12 protein-coding genes are annotated in these 15206 nt (G+C 50.3%); 2 read left to right on the plus strand and 10 right to left on the minus strand.

Features of this window, described 5'->3' with window-relative positions:
- Positions 1-60 precede the first annotated feature (60 nt).
- On the minus strand, positions 61-837 hold the full coding sequence (locus RS889_RS08160; RefSeq protein ID WP_315710178.1) for a transporter substrate-binding domain-containing protein: 777 nt from the start codon (positions 835-837) through the stop codon (positions 61-63).
- A 69-nt stretch (positions 838-906) separates the two neighbouring features.
- Positions 907-2070, minus strand: coding sequence for a methionine aminotransferase (locus RS889_RS08165; RefSeq protein ID WP_315710179.1), 1164 nt, complete (start codon positions 2068-2070; stop codon positions 907-909).
- 157 nt (positions 2071-2227) lie between these two features.
- On the opposite strand from RS889_RS08165, the gene RS889_RS08170 reads away from it, so the two are divergent.
- Together RS889_RS08170 and RS889_RS08175 are read left to right on the plus strand one after the other, a co-directional pair.
- The gene (locus tag RS889_RS08170; RefSeq protein WP_315710181.1) at positions 2228-3109 is read left to right on the plus strand and encodes a LysR family transcriptional regulator; all 882 of its coding nucleotides are present in this window, start codon (positions 2228-2230) and stop codon (positions 3107-3109) included.
- Positions 3110-3545: 436 nt separating this feature from the next.
- The gene (locus tag RS889_RS08175; protein WP_315710183.1) at positions 3546-4013 is read left to right on the plus strand and encodes an AraC family transcriptional regulator; all 468 of its coding nucleotides are present in this window, start codon (positions 3546-3548) and stop codon (positions 4011-4013) included.
- Positions 4014-4214: 201 nt separating this feature from the next.
- Here RS889_RS08175 and ggt read toward each other — a convergent pair whose 3' ends face one another.
- The 8 genes from ggt to RS889_RS08215 form a co-directional block, all read right to left on the minus strand.
- Positions 4215-5978 (minus strand): gamma-glutamyltransferase, encoded by a 1764-nt coding sequence (gene ggt, locus RS889_RS08180; protein WP_315710184.1) that lies wholly within the window; start codon positions 5976-5978, stop codon positions 4215-4217.
- Between the two features lie 396 nt (positions 5979-6374).
- The gene (locus RS889_RS08185; protein WP_315710186.1) at positions 6375-7628 is read right to left on the minus strand and encodes a glycosyltransferase; all 1254 of its coding nucleotides are present in this window, start codon (positions 7626-7628) and stop codon (positions 6375-6377) included.
- A 150-nt stretch (positions 7629-7778) separates the two neighbouring features.
- On the minus strand, positions 7779-8087 hold the full coding sequence (locus RS889_RS08190; RefSeq protein WP_315710187.1) for a hypothetical protein: 309 nt from the start codon (positions 8085-8087) through the stop codon (positions 7779-7781).
- On the minus strand, positions 8062-8820 hold the full coding sequence (gene dhbA / locus RS889_RS08195) for a 2,3-dihydro-2,3-dihydroxybenzoate dehydrogenase (protein WP_315710188.1): 759 nt from the start codon (positions 8818-8820) through the stop codon (positions 8062-8064). Before dhbA ends, RS889_RS08190 begins: the two co-directional genes overlap by 26 nt.
- Positions 8817-9695: an isochorismatase family protein gene (locus RS889_RS08200; protein WP_315710189.1), complete on the minus strand. Its 879-nt coding sequence runs from the start codon at positions 9693-9695 to the stop codon at positions 8817-8819. The genes dhbA and RS889_RS08200 overlap by 4 nt, the downstream gene beginning before the upstream one ends.
- A 3-nt stretch (positions 9696-9698) precedes the next feature.
- On the minus strand, positions 9699-11327 hold the full coding sequence (locus RS889_RS08205) for a (2,3-dihydroxybenzoyl)adenylate synthase (protein WP_315710190.1): 1629 nt from the start codon (positions 11325-11327) through the stop codon (positions 9699-9701).
- The gene (locus RS889_RS08210) at positions 11324-12526 is read right to left on the minus strand and encodes an isochorismate synthase (RefSeq protein ID WP_315710191.1); all 1203 of its coding nucleotides are present in this window, start codon (positions 12524-12526) and stop codon (positions 11324-11326) included. Before RS889_RS08210 ends, RS889_RS08205 begins: the two co-directional genes overlap by 4 nt.
- A 186-nt stretch (positions 12527-12712) precedes the next feature.
- A complete protein-coding gene (locus RS889_RS08215; protein WP_315710193.1) occupies positions 12713-14929 on the minus strand; it encodes a TonB-dependent siderophore receptor in 2217 nt (738 codons plus the stop codon).
- Positions 14930-15206: the final 277 nt, after the last annotated feature.

A 15206-nucleotide genomic window follows, 5' to 3' on the forward strand; every position in this document is an offset into this window, starting at 1 on the left:
CCATCAGACACACACGCCGTTTGGGACATTTCTATTCAGTACAGAGAACGGATTGACAACTTATTTTACCCGCACATCAAAGCCGGGGAAGTATTTCTTCGCTAGTGTATCAACGGTACCATCGGTCTGAACTTTTCTGATGGCATTGTTGAGTTTGGTGGCTAACGTGGTATCACCTTTGCGCAACCCGAAGCCGATGCCACTGCCCAGAATTTTGCTGTCTTCCATGGGCTGACCAATAAACGCAAAACCTTTGCCTTCGGGTTTGTCCAGAAAACCGGATTGTCCGGCTGCGGCCATAACCAGCGTACCATCCAGACGACCAACCGTCAGGTCGTTATACACCAGATTCTGATCTTTATAGGAGATAACGGTGACGCCTTGCGGTTCCCAGTGAGTTTTGGCAAACACTTCCTGAATCGAGCCCTGCAAGACGCCAATGCTTTTACCTTTTAGCCCTGCCGCCGTTGGGGTCAGACCCGCATTCGACTTGCCGACAAGCTGGGTCGGGATACGGTAAATCGGGTTGGTGAAATTAATGGCTTCTTTGCGTTTATCCGTGATGTTCATCGCCGAGTTGATGGCATCAAATTTCTTGGACTCTAACCCTGGGATCAAAGCATCAAATGATCCTTCCACCCAGGAGCATTTAAAATTTCCGGCTTTACAGATAGCGTTTCCCAAGTCGATATCGAACCCTACTAACTGGCCCTGAGCATTTTTACTTTCAAATGGCGGGTACTCCGCTTCCAGACCAAAGCGTAGTTCAGTTTGCGCTAATGCCACAGTAGAAGACAAGAAGCCCAGCGATAACAGCAATATGCTTAATTTTTTCATTTCTAGGATGCTCTCTGGTGAATAACACGATAATTAACGAAACATATATGGGATTTCTATCAGACGTCTTTATTTCACCTGGCACAAAGCCTTTGCACCGGCGCAGATAGTCATTTCATCTTTGGAAAATGACAAACGAATCAATTTATTATCCGTACCATCGGCATAGAACGCCGACAGTGGAATGGTGGCAACACCATGATCAATAATCAGCCGCTTCACCATATCATTGTCGCTTTCATCACTGAAATGAGCATAACTGGCGAGCATAAAAAATGAACCGGCCGAAGGCAGTAATATAAACGGTCCATCGTTTAGCTGATCGACCATTAGATCTCGTTTCTGTTGATAGAACGCAGATAGTGACAGATACGTGGCCGGATCAGCCATGTAATCCGCCAGCGCGTATTGCATCGGTGTGTCGGCGGAAAACATCAGGAACTGGTGTACCTTCAGGATTTCATTCATCAGATCGGCAGGAGCCAGACAGAAACCCACTCGCCAGCCGGTTACGTGGAAGGATTTACCGAATGACGACACAATCACGCTGCGAGTCGCCAGTTCGCTATGTGTTGCCATGCTGTGATGCACCTGATTGTCAAATACGATGTGTTCATACACTTCATCGGAAAGTACCACGATATCGGTGTTGCGGGTCACATTGGCTAGCTGCATCAGGTCTTCGGCATTCAATACCTGTCCGCTGGGATTATGTGGCGTATTGATGATAATCATCCGGGTATGCGGAGTAATGGCGGCCTGCACTTCATCCCAGTTAATGGAAAATGACGGCACGGACAATTTCAATGCTACCGGCGTGGCCCCTTGCAGCCGGACAATGGGGGCATAACTGTCAAATGAGGGTTCGAAGTAGATCACCTCATCCCCTGGATGCACCAGCGCCGATATACTGGCATACAGTCCTTCGCTGGCACTGGCGGTAATCGTGATTTCGCTGCCGGCGTCATAAGTTTGCCCATAAAGCCGTTTCACTTTTTCAGCCACGATGTCTTTCAGCGACACCAACCCGGACATTGGTGCATATTGATTATGACCTTGCTCCATCGCATGGGTGACCGCGTGAATCAACTTTGGCGAGCACGGAAAATTGGGCGCACCTTGTGACAGGTTGATGGCATGGTGTTGACTGGATAACTGACCAATAACGGTGAAGATGGTAGTACCTACATCCGGTAATTTAGAGCTGAATTGTACCGGGGTTTGAATCGGCATAGTGTTCTCCATTTTTGCCGTTATAAATGAATAAGTATTCACTCATTAGACGTTTCTCGTATTGTCGCCACAATCGAATTGTTGTCATAATAGCCATGAGAAAAACGCATGGCTTATGCGGTAAATATAAATGACTGGACCCGGGTTAAAGGATCGAATGAACAAGCGAATGCCTCCTCTTAATGCACTGCATGCCTTTGTGGTCACGGCGCGGCATCTTAATTTTACCCGTGCGGCGGAAGAGCTGTTTGTCACGCAAGGCGCGGTCAGCCGCCAAATTGCGGCACTGGAAGCCTGGCTGGGTTTTTCCTTGTTCCAACGTCAGGCCAGAGGACTTAGGCTCACACAGCAAGGCAGTTTACTGTTGCCGGAAATCAGGGAAGCGTTTGATCGGCTGTTTACGGCCACTGATAACGCCTATCGTAAGAACGGGATTATCCGAATGAAGGCGCCGACCTGTGCGATGCGCTGGCTGGTACCACGGCTGATGAGTATAGAGCAGGAACGACCAGATATTCATGTGTCATTGACCACCACCACGGAACATGATGTCGATTTCAACATCGAAGATTTCGATGTGGCTATCGTTTTCGCGCCGGATGTTGCGCCGCAGCAGCATGACGGCAAATTATTTGATGAAGTATTGTCGCCGGTGCTGGCACCGCATCTGTTGCCTGACGGGCCGGGTACACTGACGCAGGCGTCGCTCTGCCGACTGACGTTTTTGCATCCGACTTATGACCAACGGGACTGGCGGTTATGGTTGAAAACGCACCCCATCGACGAGCAGGTGATGCGTCGTAACCAGCAGTTTGACACCATGGATTTGGCTATCAGCGCGGCAATTCAAGGGTTTGGTATTGCCATTGCGGATATCACGCTGGTGGCGGAGGATATTCAGCAACAGCGGCTGATAATGCCGTTTGACGACACGGTGAAGACCGGCGCCGCCTATTATCTGGTACACCGACCAGGCATGCAGGCCGAATGGCTGAACGATTTTATCAACTGCTTTACTGGCGGGATCGCCATGCCTTGACGGTGAAGTCAGCCGTTGTTGTCAGTATGCACAGGCATAGTGGCTGCGGTGAACCGCGGGGCAACAACAGCGGTATGCCGCGCGTTTCGACAAGGTGCTCGACTGCATCTAAGATCATCTATATGAACCGATGACGGTGGCGTGTCTCAGCCGGGTTTCTACTTTTTCACACTCTCACCGACGTTTACTGACTGTATTGGTATCACCGTTTCTGGATATATCCTACGGCTGCGGCGCGCCACTAACTGACTTGATTTTGAACGCGGCGTCAGAGTAATTGATGTAGCGCTAGAGGTCGGGTGTAAAATACTGGAGTCGTTTACGTGTTTATTCAGGAGCACCTTTGGCCAGCCGCTGTCTACTTTTCAACGGCCTCCCGACGGGGGATGCCTGACATTATGTGTATCGATTCCGTTTACCGGAAAGGAGAATCATTATGCAGGTTGACATCGTTGATTTCAAAACCACACGGGTGGCGGCACTTGAGCACTGTGGTCCAATGGAAAAACTTAACGATACCATCGATCGGTTTATCAATTGGCGGCGGGAAAGCGGCCTGTCGCCGCAAGGCAGCAACCGGACGTTTGGTATTGCCTACGATAATCCCGAGACCACAGAGCCGGCACTGTATCGCTTTGACATTTGTGGTGAAGTGGCCGCCGACGTCCCAGTCAATGTTCAGGGTGTCATCGCCAAAACGATCCCCGGTGGCCGTTGTGCCAGAGTCAGACACTATGGCGCACATCAGCGTCTGGGGGAAAGCATTTCCCCCTTGTACCGGGACTGGTTACCACAGAGCGGTGAGAAACTGAGGGATTTTCCGCTCTACTTTCATTATGTCAATCTGTTTCCGGAAACGCGGGAAACAGAACTGGTTACTGATATCTATCTGCCATTGAAGTAACACGCTGAAGCGGGAAAGCACCGGGAGAGCCCGTATTCGCTTCACTGGTGCTTTCCGCTATATTCATCGTTACCCGTTTTTTACGCTATACATGGCTATGCATACAAATGCATAGCCATGCGTTTCTCTGCTTCTGAAGGGTAAAAGCAATGTTTTTCCATCACCATGCTTTCACTCTCTTCGTTAGTGTTGTGTGGCGCGTCAATAACCAATAGCGGCACCGGACGGGCGGCGTGAATCGTTGGCACCGTACAAATATCCTTCACGGACTTTGCCGGATACGGCGGCGTCATTGCCAGACGATGCCGAGGAGACGCCTGCTGCGCCAGGCAGACCGACCATAATCAGTTCAGCTGCGCCCCACGGTGTTTGTTCCACCATGTCATAACCCCGTTCTTTCAATAAGTTCAGCGTATCAGCAGACAATCCGCGCTGCTCGTAATAGACCTTATCCGGTAACCATTGATGATGAATACGTGGCGCATCCACCGCTTCTTGTGGTGCCATACCGTAGTCGATGATATTCAGTGCGGTTTCCAGGGTAATGGTAATGATCCGCGATCCTCCCGGCGAACCCAGCACCAGGAATATTTTACCGTCTTTGGTGACCAGAGACGGGCTCATGGACGACAGCGGACGTTTACCGGGCGCAATGGCGTTGCGCTCCCCTTGTACCAGACCGTACAGGTTTTGCACCCCGACCTTGGTCGTGAAATCATCCATTTCATCGTTGAGGAAAAAACCGGTACCAGGGGCGATGACTCCCGCACCGAAACGGCCATTGATGGTGTAGGTGGTGGAGACGGCGTTGCCCTGATTATCGACAATCGAATACTGCGTGGTTTCCAGTTTTTCATGCGGCGCTGCCCCGGGTTTCACCTGGGTGGAAGGCGTGGCGTCTTGCGGTTTGATTTTTTCGCGTATCTCGGCGGCATAGGTTTTGCTCAGCAGTCGGTCGAGTGGGTTTTTTACAAAGGCCGGATCACCCAAATAGGTGTTGCGGTCCATATAGGCATGACGCATGGCTTCGGTCAGAATGTGTATTGACTGTGCGGAGTTGAAACCCATGCTTTTCAGGTCATAACCCTCAACAATATTCAGTATTTCACACATCGTGGTGCCGCCGGAGCTAGGGGGCGGGGAAGAGATAAATTTGTAGCCGCGGTAAGTACAACTGACTGGCGCGGTTTCAGTCACTTTGTAATTGGCGAAGTCTGCCGATGTCAGTATTCCACCGCCTTTTTTGGCTGCCTCGGCGATGATTTGAGGTACTTTCCCCTTATAGAACGCATCCGGGCCTTGATCGGCAATTGCTTGCAGCGTATTGGCCAGATCGGCTTGCACCAATCGGTCACCTGGTTGTAACGGGCTGCCGTCAGGACGCAGGAAAATGCGAGCGGCTTCCGGGTCCTGTTTGAAACGCTTGACAGTGGTATCCAGAATATCGGTATCGTAACGGGTCAGGATGAAACCTTTGCGTGCCAGTTTGATGGCGGGGGCCATCACCTGTTCCCTGCTTAGCTTGCCATACTCTTTCCGCGCGGTTTCCAGACCGAGTACGGTACCGGGCACCCCGGCAGCCAGATAACCGTACAGGCTGGCACCTTTCTTCACGTTACCGTCGGCATCCAGATACATTTTGGCTGTTGCCGCTGCGGGTGCTGTTTCACGGAAGTTAATAAAGGTGTTCTTGCCATTGGCCAGATGAATAGTCATGAACCCACCACCACCAATGTTGCCGCAGCACGGATTCACCACGGCCTGGGCATAACCAACTGCGACAGCTGCATCAATGGCGTTTCCGCCCATTTTTAGCACATCAATGCCCACTTGTGAGGCAAGATGCTGTGAACTGACAACCATGCCATTTTTTGCTTCTACGGCGGGAATAGATGCGGCATGAACGGTTCCACTGATCAGCAATGCGGCCAGGCTTACTGTCAGAAACCTTTTTCCTGAAGCCATAATTACTCCTGTTGGTTTCATTTAAGGTGTTTGTCTTTATATACAACCAATGGGTCATGCAATTTGCATGCACTTTTTTATTGCGTGTCGTCATCGGGTGATGAGATAAATGACTATACCCGTCATACTTCAAGTTGCAGGTGTGTTGGCGGCGTTCGTTCACCCGAATCACTTACCTGAGTAAGCTCCTCGGGATTCACTCTCTTACCGCCTTCCTGCAACTCGAATTATTTGGGGTATAAAATAGTATTGACGGTTAACGGGAGAAAAAATAGGGCATTACGAGGGAAATATTTATGCGGAATGGTTTTTGTGAACTGAACCCAATCTGGATGATATGAAAAATGATCGGAAATGCATCAAACCGGATTGGGTTATTCAGGAAAGTCGGGTTTTTCAGACCATCGGGGTGTTGTGATTCAGTTGTGCGGCACGCACGATGGCGACTATTTGCTCGTACACATTCTGATTTGCCTGAAACTGGTTTTTTATGCAGCAACAATGTTGGGCGATGGAGCGGTCAAATAAAATGCGTCCCAGCTTTTCGTCAAGGATAGCGTCGTCTGTCTCACTGAGGGCCAAACCACAGTTAAGATTGCTGATGCGCCGTGCATTGTCGAACTGATCAAATGCGCTGGGGATAATCAGTTGAGGTATGCCCGCGAAGAAAGATTGCGCGGTCGTACCAATACCGCCGTGATGGATAATAGCGACACAACGATGCAGATATTTTTCCAAATTGATGTGGTTCTCAATACGAATGCCTTTATCATGGTCATAAAGTGAATTCTTTTTCCCAATAATAAGGCATTGAAATCCTTTTTTTCTGACTTTTACTATTAACTCGGCTACCACGCTATTATTAGCACTAAGTGCCCAGCTTGGCATAAATATGACGGTTTTGTTACTGGCATTAAAAAAACAGTCCAGATCATCGGTTTCCTGATGCGCTAATAAATTAAACAGAGGAAACCCGACCTGTTTAATATGTTGCGGCCAGTCAGGTTGTGGCGCGGCGAACCAGTCTGGGAAAAGACAAATAACATTGGAATCTGTTTTATGCGTCCAGGATGTAAGGATTTTATGAATTTTAGGCAAGCCGATAGATACGCGAAACTGATTAATATAGGGGGCTAATTCCCGATCGATAATATATCTTTCGATTAGCCCTAGCACGATTCTACGGATTCTGATCGGAAAGTGTGATAACCTGGCGGTATACCGATGAAGCGCGGTTTCATAAGCTGACATGAAAGTTGAAGGGCTGACTCTGACGGGAATAACACAGCAGCCTTTTTTCTCACTTAACATCTTGGCAGAAAACGCCCATAAAGAGGTCAGTATAATTGAGGATTCATCTGTCACGTTATTCAGCGCATCATAAAGCGGTTGTTGTTGTTGCTTCATAAAGTGACAAATTTCTTTATAGGCATATTTCGGATGCCACATTCGTTTGGAGTCAACAGCGGCCAGATAATTTTCACGGGTACCCACGGAAATAAATTTTAGATGTCTTTCAAGTGCAGTCTTTTCGAAAAAAGGGTTGGTACAAAGATAAACATCATAACCGGCTTGTATAAGTGACTCGCCAATGGCGATAAAAGGATAAACATCACCCGCGGAACCTAAGGTGGCCAAAAATATCTTCATTTCTCCCTCCATAGAACGACTACTTCCATTATTCCTATTTGCCTTATTATATAAAGCAAATATATTACTGTTTTGTTACTATCATCATTTTCAAGAATGAAAATAAACAACTTCATGCAGTGTATGAAAACTGAATTATTCTGTACAGAATTAGTTACTGCCGGTTCCGGCTTCGGAACCGTTGATCATGATAGTTGTTAAAATTCTGCCGGATGATGCTCGGGGAATAGTAAAATTCTCGGTATATTTCTGATGCCGATAACGATATTTGACGTTATTTGTCAGCCAATGACCGCCGTCGTGAATATTGAAATACAGCACAATATGTTCTACTGGTTGAACATCTGTACCTTCCACATTTGAATACGGTGCCTGATATTCCGTGCCGCTGTGATTATGTCCACCGCCAGCCATGGTGTGCGGTGGTACATGATCAGGCACCCAGTGTTGCACCACCATCAATCACCACATCTTGCAATGTGATATGGCCGGCCAGGTCGGATGCCATAAACAGAACCGCGTTGGCGATATCTCGCGGATGGGCAATTTTTCCCAGCGGAATACCCAGCTTGAACTGTGTGGGGAACCCGGTAATGGTGTCTTGTTCTGACGTGGGGGAGTGCCACAAGCCGCGTTGCATCAGCGTATCTGTCGAGCCCGGAGAGATCAGATTACAACGGACACCATAGGGGGCCAGTTCCAGGCCTACTGTCAGACATAAGCTGCGTAACGCGGCTTTGGAGGCGCAGTACGCCGCCATACCTGCTCTGGGAACATGCGCGGCGTTGGATGAAATGGAAACAATGACCCCGCTACGTTGTTGTTGGAACTGGGGAATGACGGATTGAAACAGGTTGAACGCGCCGCCGGCATTGACCGACAGACACGCCTGCCAGTCCTGCTGGCTGAGTATTTCAGTCGCGCCTATGCGCAGAATGCCGGCCCCATTGATCAAAACGTCCAGGCGGGGCGTTCGCATCAGTAACTCGCCACAGCTGTCGGCGACTGCGGCAGCATCACTGATATCCAGCACCCAGGGCGTAAAAGGGGTATCGTAATCAGGAAACGCCAGATCAAAACCGATAACGTTTGCTCCGGCCTGGGTGAAACGGCAGGCGATTTCATAGCCTATACCACGTCCGGCACCGGTTACCCATACCTGCTTACCACGAAAATCGAGCTGTTGGTTCATGCTTCCTCCCGTTGTAGGGCATTGAGCAGCGACAACCAGTGACTAATGGTGGGTTTTTTCACCAGCGAGATAAAGTCCAGGTCGTGACCAGCCTGTCGCCAACGCGCGACCAACGACATAATGTGCACGGAGTCCAACCCGTAATCGAGCAGGTTTTCATCATCGCCAATGTCGGCGCTATCGTCATCCAGCAGTGGCAGTAACTCGGCTCGCAGGCGTGATGGGCTGTAACTCATGGGGGATGGTGTGGTTGCCAGCAACTGATCGGTGGTTATCACACATCCGCAACGACCTGCGGTATAGCGCAGCGCCATCATGTGTTCTTCTCGCGAGAAATCAGCCAGTGCATCGGCGACCATGAAGGGTTTGATATCTCGCATGAAGGCGTCGTTGGCTGTGGTCAAACAACCGATATGCGCATAGACACCACATATCATCAGCTGATTACAACCGGCATCACTGAGCTGTTGTTCCAGCGTGGATCGCTGGAACGCACTGTAGCGCCATTTGACGAGTACGGTATCGGTGATTTCCGGCGTCAGGGCCGCAACAATTTTTTGTTGTTCGGGATAGCGATTGATACCTGGTCCCCACATATCGTTGAGCAAGGCTCGGTCGGCATCGTGTTGATGATTGGGTTGGGCGGTATAAAATACCGGGATACCTTGCTGACGGCAAAAGCGTTTCAGGCGCACAATATTCTGAATCAACTGAGTGGTCAGCGCGCTGTTTTCGCCCCAGAAATTCAGAAAGTAGTCCTGCATATCATGAATCAGCAACGCGGCTCGTTGTGGTTCCAATGGCCAGTTCACTTTATTGCCAGGCAGTTCACCGGATGTGGGAAGGGGGTAGTCAGTCAGTTTCTGGATGCTCATGGGTTATTCTCCTGCAATTAAGGTTGAGCGCGCTGCTTGTGCGAGCTGGCGCAACCGCTGTTTATCAACTTTGCCTACCGGTGTTTCGGGCAATGACGAGATATGTTCAAAACGATCCGGCAATTTATAGTCGGCAATACCTTGTTCTCGCAGATGGCGACGTAGAGCCACGGGTTTGATGTTTTCGCGGGCGACGATAAAGGCACAGCTTTTTTCACCCATCAATGGATCCGGAATTGCCACCAGCGCGGCGTTTATCACCCCAGGGTGGCGTAACAACAGGTTTTCAATCTCTTCTGCGGCAATTTTTTCTCCGCCACGATTAATCTGGTCCTTTTCCCGGCCAACAACCTGCAAGTAACCGTTTTCTGTCTGGATAACCAGATCGCCAGAACAGTAAAATCCTTTTTTATCAAAAACTTGATGATTGTAGTGCGGGCTGCGATAGTAACCACAGAAGGTATAAGGGCCGCGGGTCATCAGTCGACCCACTTGCCCGTATGGCAAGGGATTTCCCTCGTCATCGGCGACCCACACTTCATCATCCTCACTGATAGGACGCCCTTGCGTAGTGAACAGATGAGTTTCATCGTCATCTAGCCGGGTATAGTTCACCAGACCTTCCGCCATACCGAAAACCTGCTGTAACTGGCAGCCGATGCAGGCCGGAATACGTCTGGCCAGCGCTTCACTCAAGCGAGCGCCACCGACTTGCAGTAGCCTGAGACTGTGTAGCGGGGTGTTGTTCCCGCATAGTTCGATGGCTTCCAGCCATAACGTGACGGCCGGCGGTACCAGCGCGGTGACATTAATTTGATGACGTTCAATGAGTGGAAAACAGCTGGTGGCACTGGGATCACTCGCCATCACCACGCTGCCGCCGGCGAAAAATACGCCCAATGCTCCCGGTGAACTCATCGGATAGTTATGGGCTGCCGGTAAGGCACACAGGTAGCGGGTATGGTGATCAAAATGGCAGATCTCCACGCTGGCACGAATGCTGTAGTAGTAATCGTTGTGCGTACGTGGGATCAGCTTGGGCGTGCCGGTACTCCCGCCGGAAAGCTGGAAAAAGGCGACATCGTCAGCCGACGTAGGGGCGGTTGGCAATATAGGCGTTTCTGCCTGTAGCAATATCGTCAGATCGTCGGGGGAGCCATTATCGCCACGTAGTATAATGTGTTGCAGGGAAGGGTAACGCTGCTGTAATTCCTGAATGAAACTGTCATCGTGAAACAGGCTGTGACTGCGATCGGCGATCAGTAATGCCGGGGTGATCTGTTCGGCATAGGCACTCAGTTCACTGCGCTGATGGCTGAACAGGGCATTCACCGGCACTATACCAGCGCGTAACAGTGCGAAATAGGTCAGGTAAAATTCGGCGATATTCCCCAATTGTACCAGTGCGGTTTGCCCATGTTGCACCCCGCGGCGCAGAAGCGCGGAAGCCAGACGATTGGCAGATTGGTGTAGCTGGCGGTAACTGAACGTCCGCTCACCGCAGATCAGGGCGATAGCATCGTTGTTGGCCTGACGATCAAGAATATCGCACAGTGGCAAATCGATCCAATATCCACGTTCCCGGTAGCGTTGTTCCCGCTCTGCCGGCCAGCGAGTGAATTCAATACTCATGCCGCACACTCCTCATCCTGCCTCAGACCAAAGGCGCGCAACATGGTGCTTAATTTGACGCCGGTTTCGTGCCACTCCGCCGTGGGCTGTGAGTCTGGCACAATACCGGCACCGGCAAATAGTCTGATGCTGTTCTTATGCACTTCACCGCAGCGGATGGTCACCACCCATTCACCATTACCTTGTGCATCACACCATCCGACAATGCCGCCGAAGCGTTCACGGTTAAACGGTTCCAGTTTGTCGATCAGGTTTTTAGCCTGCTGATATGGCGCACCGCATAACGCCGGCGTCGGATGCAACAGACAGGCGATCGACAGTGCATTCTCCAGTGGATCACTGACTTCACCGATAATGTGGGTCGCCAGATGCCACAGCACTGGCGTGCTGAGTAGAGAAGGGGTTCCCGGTATCTGTAATGTGCGACAGCGAGGGGCCAGCACGTGCCGCATCTCTCTGATTACCAGGCTATGCTCGTGACGATCTTTGGCTGAATCCAGCAATGATTGGCGCAGTTGGCTATCTTCGCCGGAATCTTCGCTACGGCGGACGGAACCGGCCAAGGGCTGAGAGGTGATGTGATTGCCCTGTTTATGTAACAAGAGTTCCGGGCTGGCTCCCAGCAGCGCGCCCTGAGCCAGCGGCACATGAAAGTTATAACTACCGGGGTTCTGCTGATTAAGCTGTAATAACAGGTGGATTGAGTCTAGCGGCTGATCGGTTTCTATCTCCAGCAGGCGGGAAAGTACCACTTTATCCAGTATGCCACTGCGGGTGGCATTAACACCCTCACGGATCATTTGGCAAAAGTCTGCGTTGGCCGGTATTTGGCGCAGCTGACGGATACGGATAGCCGCTTCTGTTTGTGCACCGGTTGCCAGCGTATCGCGCGAAAACCAGTGTTGACGCTGTGGTATAAACAGATTGGCTGGCTGCTTTTTATCAAAAGGGATAGCACCAACAATCAGCGGTTTTTCAATACCATCGCGGTGTGCCTGGGCGAATAACTGACGAACCTGATGCTGAAAATGGCCGTTGAGCATCGCGCCATCATCAACCGGGTGCGTTAGTGACGCATAACATCCGTGAGTATGCAGACTTTTATCGGGTGACAGGAAAAGAAAATCGTCATGATGAAGATCGCTGATATCCAGAGACGAGGAGTGAGCAAATAAAGGCTGAGCAGATTGAATAGACACGGTTTGTTCCTTATGTCTGTTAAATGAGCATCGCAGCAGGTGCGATTCGCATTTCTATAGGTAAATGTACCGATTACAGATAAATGAACGACGGTTAGTGCATGTGACTTCTTCAGGACACGGTGCAACGCTATCCGCGCCTGCCCTTCAGACCGGGGCGTCGTGCCCCGGCGTTATAACTATGGGTTACCAGCTGTAGCTGACGGTGGCGACAATGCTACGACCACTGCCATAGAAACAGGAGGTAGTGCCGCTACAGGACGCGACATAATGTTTATCTGCCAGGTTATTGACGTTGAGCTGTACCGCCGCCCCTTTCAGGTGTGGCGACGCTTCGGCCAGATCGTAACGGACCATGGCGTCATACAAGGCATATGAGGGAACCTTGAAACTCTCGGCGTTATCACCATAACTGGTGCCGATATAACGCACACCGCTGCCAACGGTAACGCCTTTCAACGCGCCGTCCAGGAAGTGGTAGCTGCCCCAGGCTGACGCGGTATGGCGAGGAATTGATGACGGGCTCTTATCGATCTGGTTGGCGGTGTTGCTCTCCTTGGTGACCGCATCAGTATAGGTATATGCCGCCATCAGGCTGATTTCCGGCGTCAGTTGCGCATGTACCTCGGTTTCCACCCCTTTGGATTTTACTTTGCCGATTTGTTCGTTATAACCAAGCACGCTGTTGTAAGAGGTAATGTTTTTCTGGGTGATATCAAACAGTGATACGGTCAGTAGTGTGTTACTGCCTTTGGGCTGGAATTTCACTCCGACCTCTTTTTGTTCGCCGGTCGTGGGCTTGAATGGATCGGAGCCAGGGGCGCCATTATCCAGGTTGGGCTCAAACGAAGTGCTGTAACTGATATAAGGAGAAATGCCGTTGTCAAAGGCATACAGCAGGCCGGTACGACCGGTAAACTTATGGTCATTCTGCTGGGTTGTGCTGTCAGTTGTGCGATCCAGTGTGCGGACTTCACTCCAGTCATGACGACCAGACAGCAGCAGATTCCAGCGGTTCCATTCCAACTGATCTTGCAGGTAGACCCCGACTTGAGTCAGTTTTTTCTTGGTGCTGGTCATGAGGTTCAATGCACTGTCATCCACAATGGCAGACCCGCCATAAACAGGATTAGCCCAGTCAAAATCATACTGACTGCCCCCCAATCGCCAGTACTTATAGTCACGATTTTGCCATTTATAGTCGAGACCACCAACAGCGGTATGTTTGACTTCACCGGTATCAAACTTTGCTTTTAGCTGGTTATCCGCGCCGAATTCATCGACCTCAGTCTCTTCCCGTTGCTGACGTCGGGATAGTATCGTGCTGGTTTCTGAACCCCCGGTGGTGTAAACGAGATACTTATATTTTTCATTCAACTGGCTGTATCTGACGTTTTGTTGGAAGGAGAATACGTCATTAAAGGAGTGATCGAAGATATACCCTATTGAGGTTTGTTCCCGCTTTGACTGGTTATAGTTCGGATCACTGACATTCAGATCATAAGGTACCGTGCCGGTACTGTTTCCCAAGACTGTGCCGTAGGCTGGCAGAAAGTTACGGAATCCAGCCTTCGGGTCATCCTGGTAGCTGGTCAGCAGTGTAAAACTGGTATCGGCGTTTGGTAGCCAGGTAATCGCTGGCGCAATCGCTACCCGTTGTTGTTTGGAGTCCTTGACGAATTCATGCTTGGTGCTGGCGATACCGTTCAAACGGTAAAGCAGCGTTTTATCGTCATTTAACGCGCCGCCAAAATCAAACGCCGCCTCGCCCAGATGCTGGTTCCCTGTGCTGAACTGTATTTTGTGGATCTCTTCAGCCGTCGGGCGTTTGCTGGTCATGTTGATCATCCCACCGGGATTTACCTGTCCGTAAAGGACTGACGCCGGACCATGCACTAACTCGACACGTTCCAGCAACCAGGGATCAATTTTACCCAGTGCGGCGCCCTGGCCGCTCAGACCATAACTCAGGCCATCAAGAAATTTGGCGGTATAGCGGAAGCCACGGGAGATAACTTCATCATTGCGGTTGGAAGAACCCCGATAGTTGGTGACGACACCGCTGGAGTAGTTAAAGGCGTCTGCTACCGAGGAAACCGCCTGTGCGTCCATCTGGTCACGGGTTACCACGCTGATGGCCTGTGGTGTTTTCACCAGTGGGGTATTGGTCTTGGTGCCTGAGGCGCTCTCTTTGGCCACGATCCCTTGCAGTGGTGCGGTAACACTTTCTGTAGTGTCAGCGCTGACAACAATGGTGTCGCTGGTGTTTGCTGTATTAGCTGCTACCGCAGCATGCGCCAGCGGCGTCATGAGCAGAGCAGACGCCAAAACAAGCGGCATGCTGCGATTATCGGTGTGCAAAAACATCATATTTTCTAATGGTTTTTTTGTCGTTTTAAACATGTAGTGATCCCTTCAGAAGACGGCATTGTTTTAAATACATCAGCTGTTTTGAACCATGTCGGTTATGGCATGTGCCGAAAATCCACGTTAATCACCTCACGCGATTAGCGTGTGGTATGAATTTTCAGATTGGTAGCCCGTAAACCACGTTGGTTTCTCACTCTCATGAAAAGAGAGGTCGTCATCTTATTGCAAATGTAAATAATTCTCAATATTATTTGTTTTTGTGTGTCTGACTATGTGTTTTTATATAAATCATTAGTTTTGTTAACTAAGT

It is taken from the genome of Brenneria uluponensis, from assembly GCF_032395385.1.
Taxonomy (GTDB): Bacteria; Pseudomonadota; Gammaproteobacteria; order Enterobacterales; family Enterobacteriaceae; genus Prodigiosinella; species Prodigiosinella aquatilis.

What these genes read in the sequence shown, in the direction of transcription:
- RS889_RS08170 (WP_315710181.1), top strand. Translation starts at nt 2,228, where the DNA reads ATGAACAAGCGAATGCCTCCTCTTAATGCACTGCATGCCTTTGTGGTC.
- RS889_RS08205 (WP_315710190.1), bottom strand. Translation starts at nt 11,327, where the DNA reads ATGAGTATTGAATTCACTCGCTGGCCGGCAGAGCGGGAACAACGCTAC.
- RS889_RS08215 (WP_315710193.1), bottom strand. Translation starts at nt 14,929, where the DNA reads ATGTTTAAAACGACAAAAAAACCATTAGAAAATATGATGTTTTTGCAC.
- dhbA (WP_315710188.1), bottom strand. Translation starts at nt 8,820, where the DNA reads ATGAACCAACAGCTCGATTTTCGTGGTAAGCAGGTATGGGTAACCGGT.
- RS889_RS08160 (WP_315710178.1), bottom strand. Translation starts at nt 837, where the DNA reads ATGAAAAAATTAAGCATATTGCTGTTATCGCTGGGCTTCTTGTCTTCT.
- ggt (WP_315710184.1), bottom strand. Translation starts at nt 5,978, where the DNA reads ATGGCTTCAGGAAAAAGGTTTCTGACAGTAAGCCTGGCCGCATTGCTG.
- RS889_RS08190 (WP_315710187.1), bottom strand. Translation starts at nt 8,087, where the DNA reads ATGGTGGTGCAACACTGGGTGCCTGATCATGTACCACCGCACACCATG.
- RS889_RS08165 (WP_315710179.1), bottom strand. Translation starts at nt 2,070, where the DNA reads ATGCCGATTCAAACCCCGGTACAATTCAGCTCTAAATTACCGGATGTA.
- RS889_RS08175 (WP_315710183.1), top strand. Translation starts at nt 3,546, where the DNA reads ATGCAGGTTGACATCGTTGATTTCAAAACCACACGGGTGGCGGCACTT.
- RS889_RS08200 (WP_315710189.1), bottom strand. Translation starts at nt 9,695, where the DNA reads ATGAGCATCCAGAAACTGACTGACTACCCCCTTCCCACATCCGGTGAA.
- RS889_RS08185 (WP_315710186.1), bottom strand. Translation starts at nt 7,628, where the DNA reads ATGAAGATATTTTTGGCCACCTTAGGTTCCGCGGGTGATGTTTATCCT.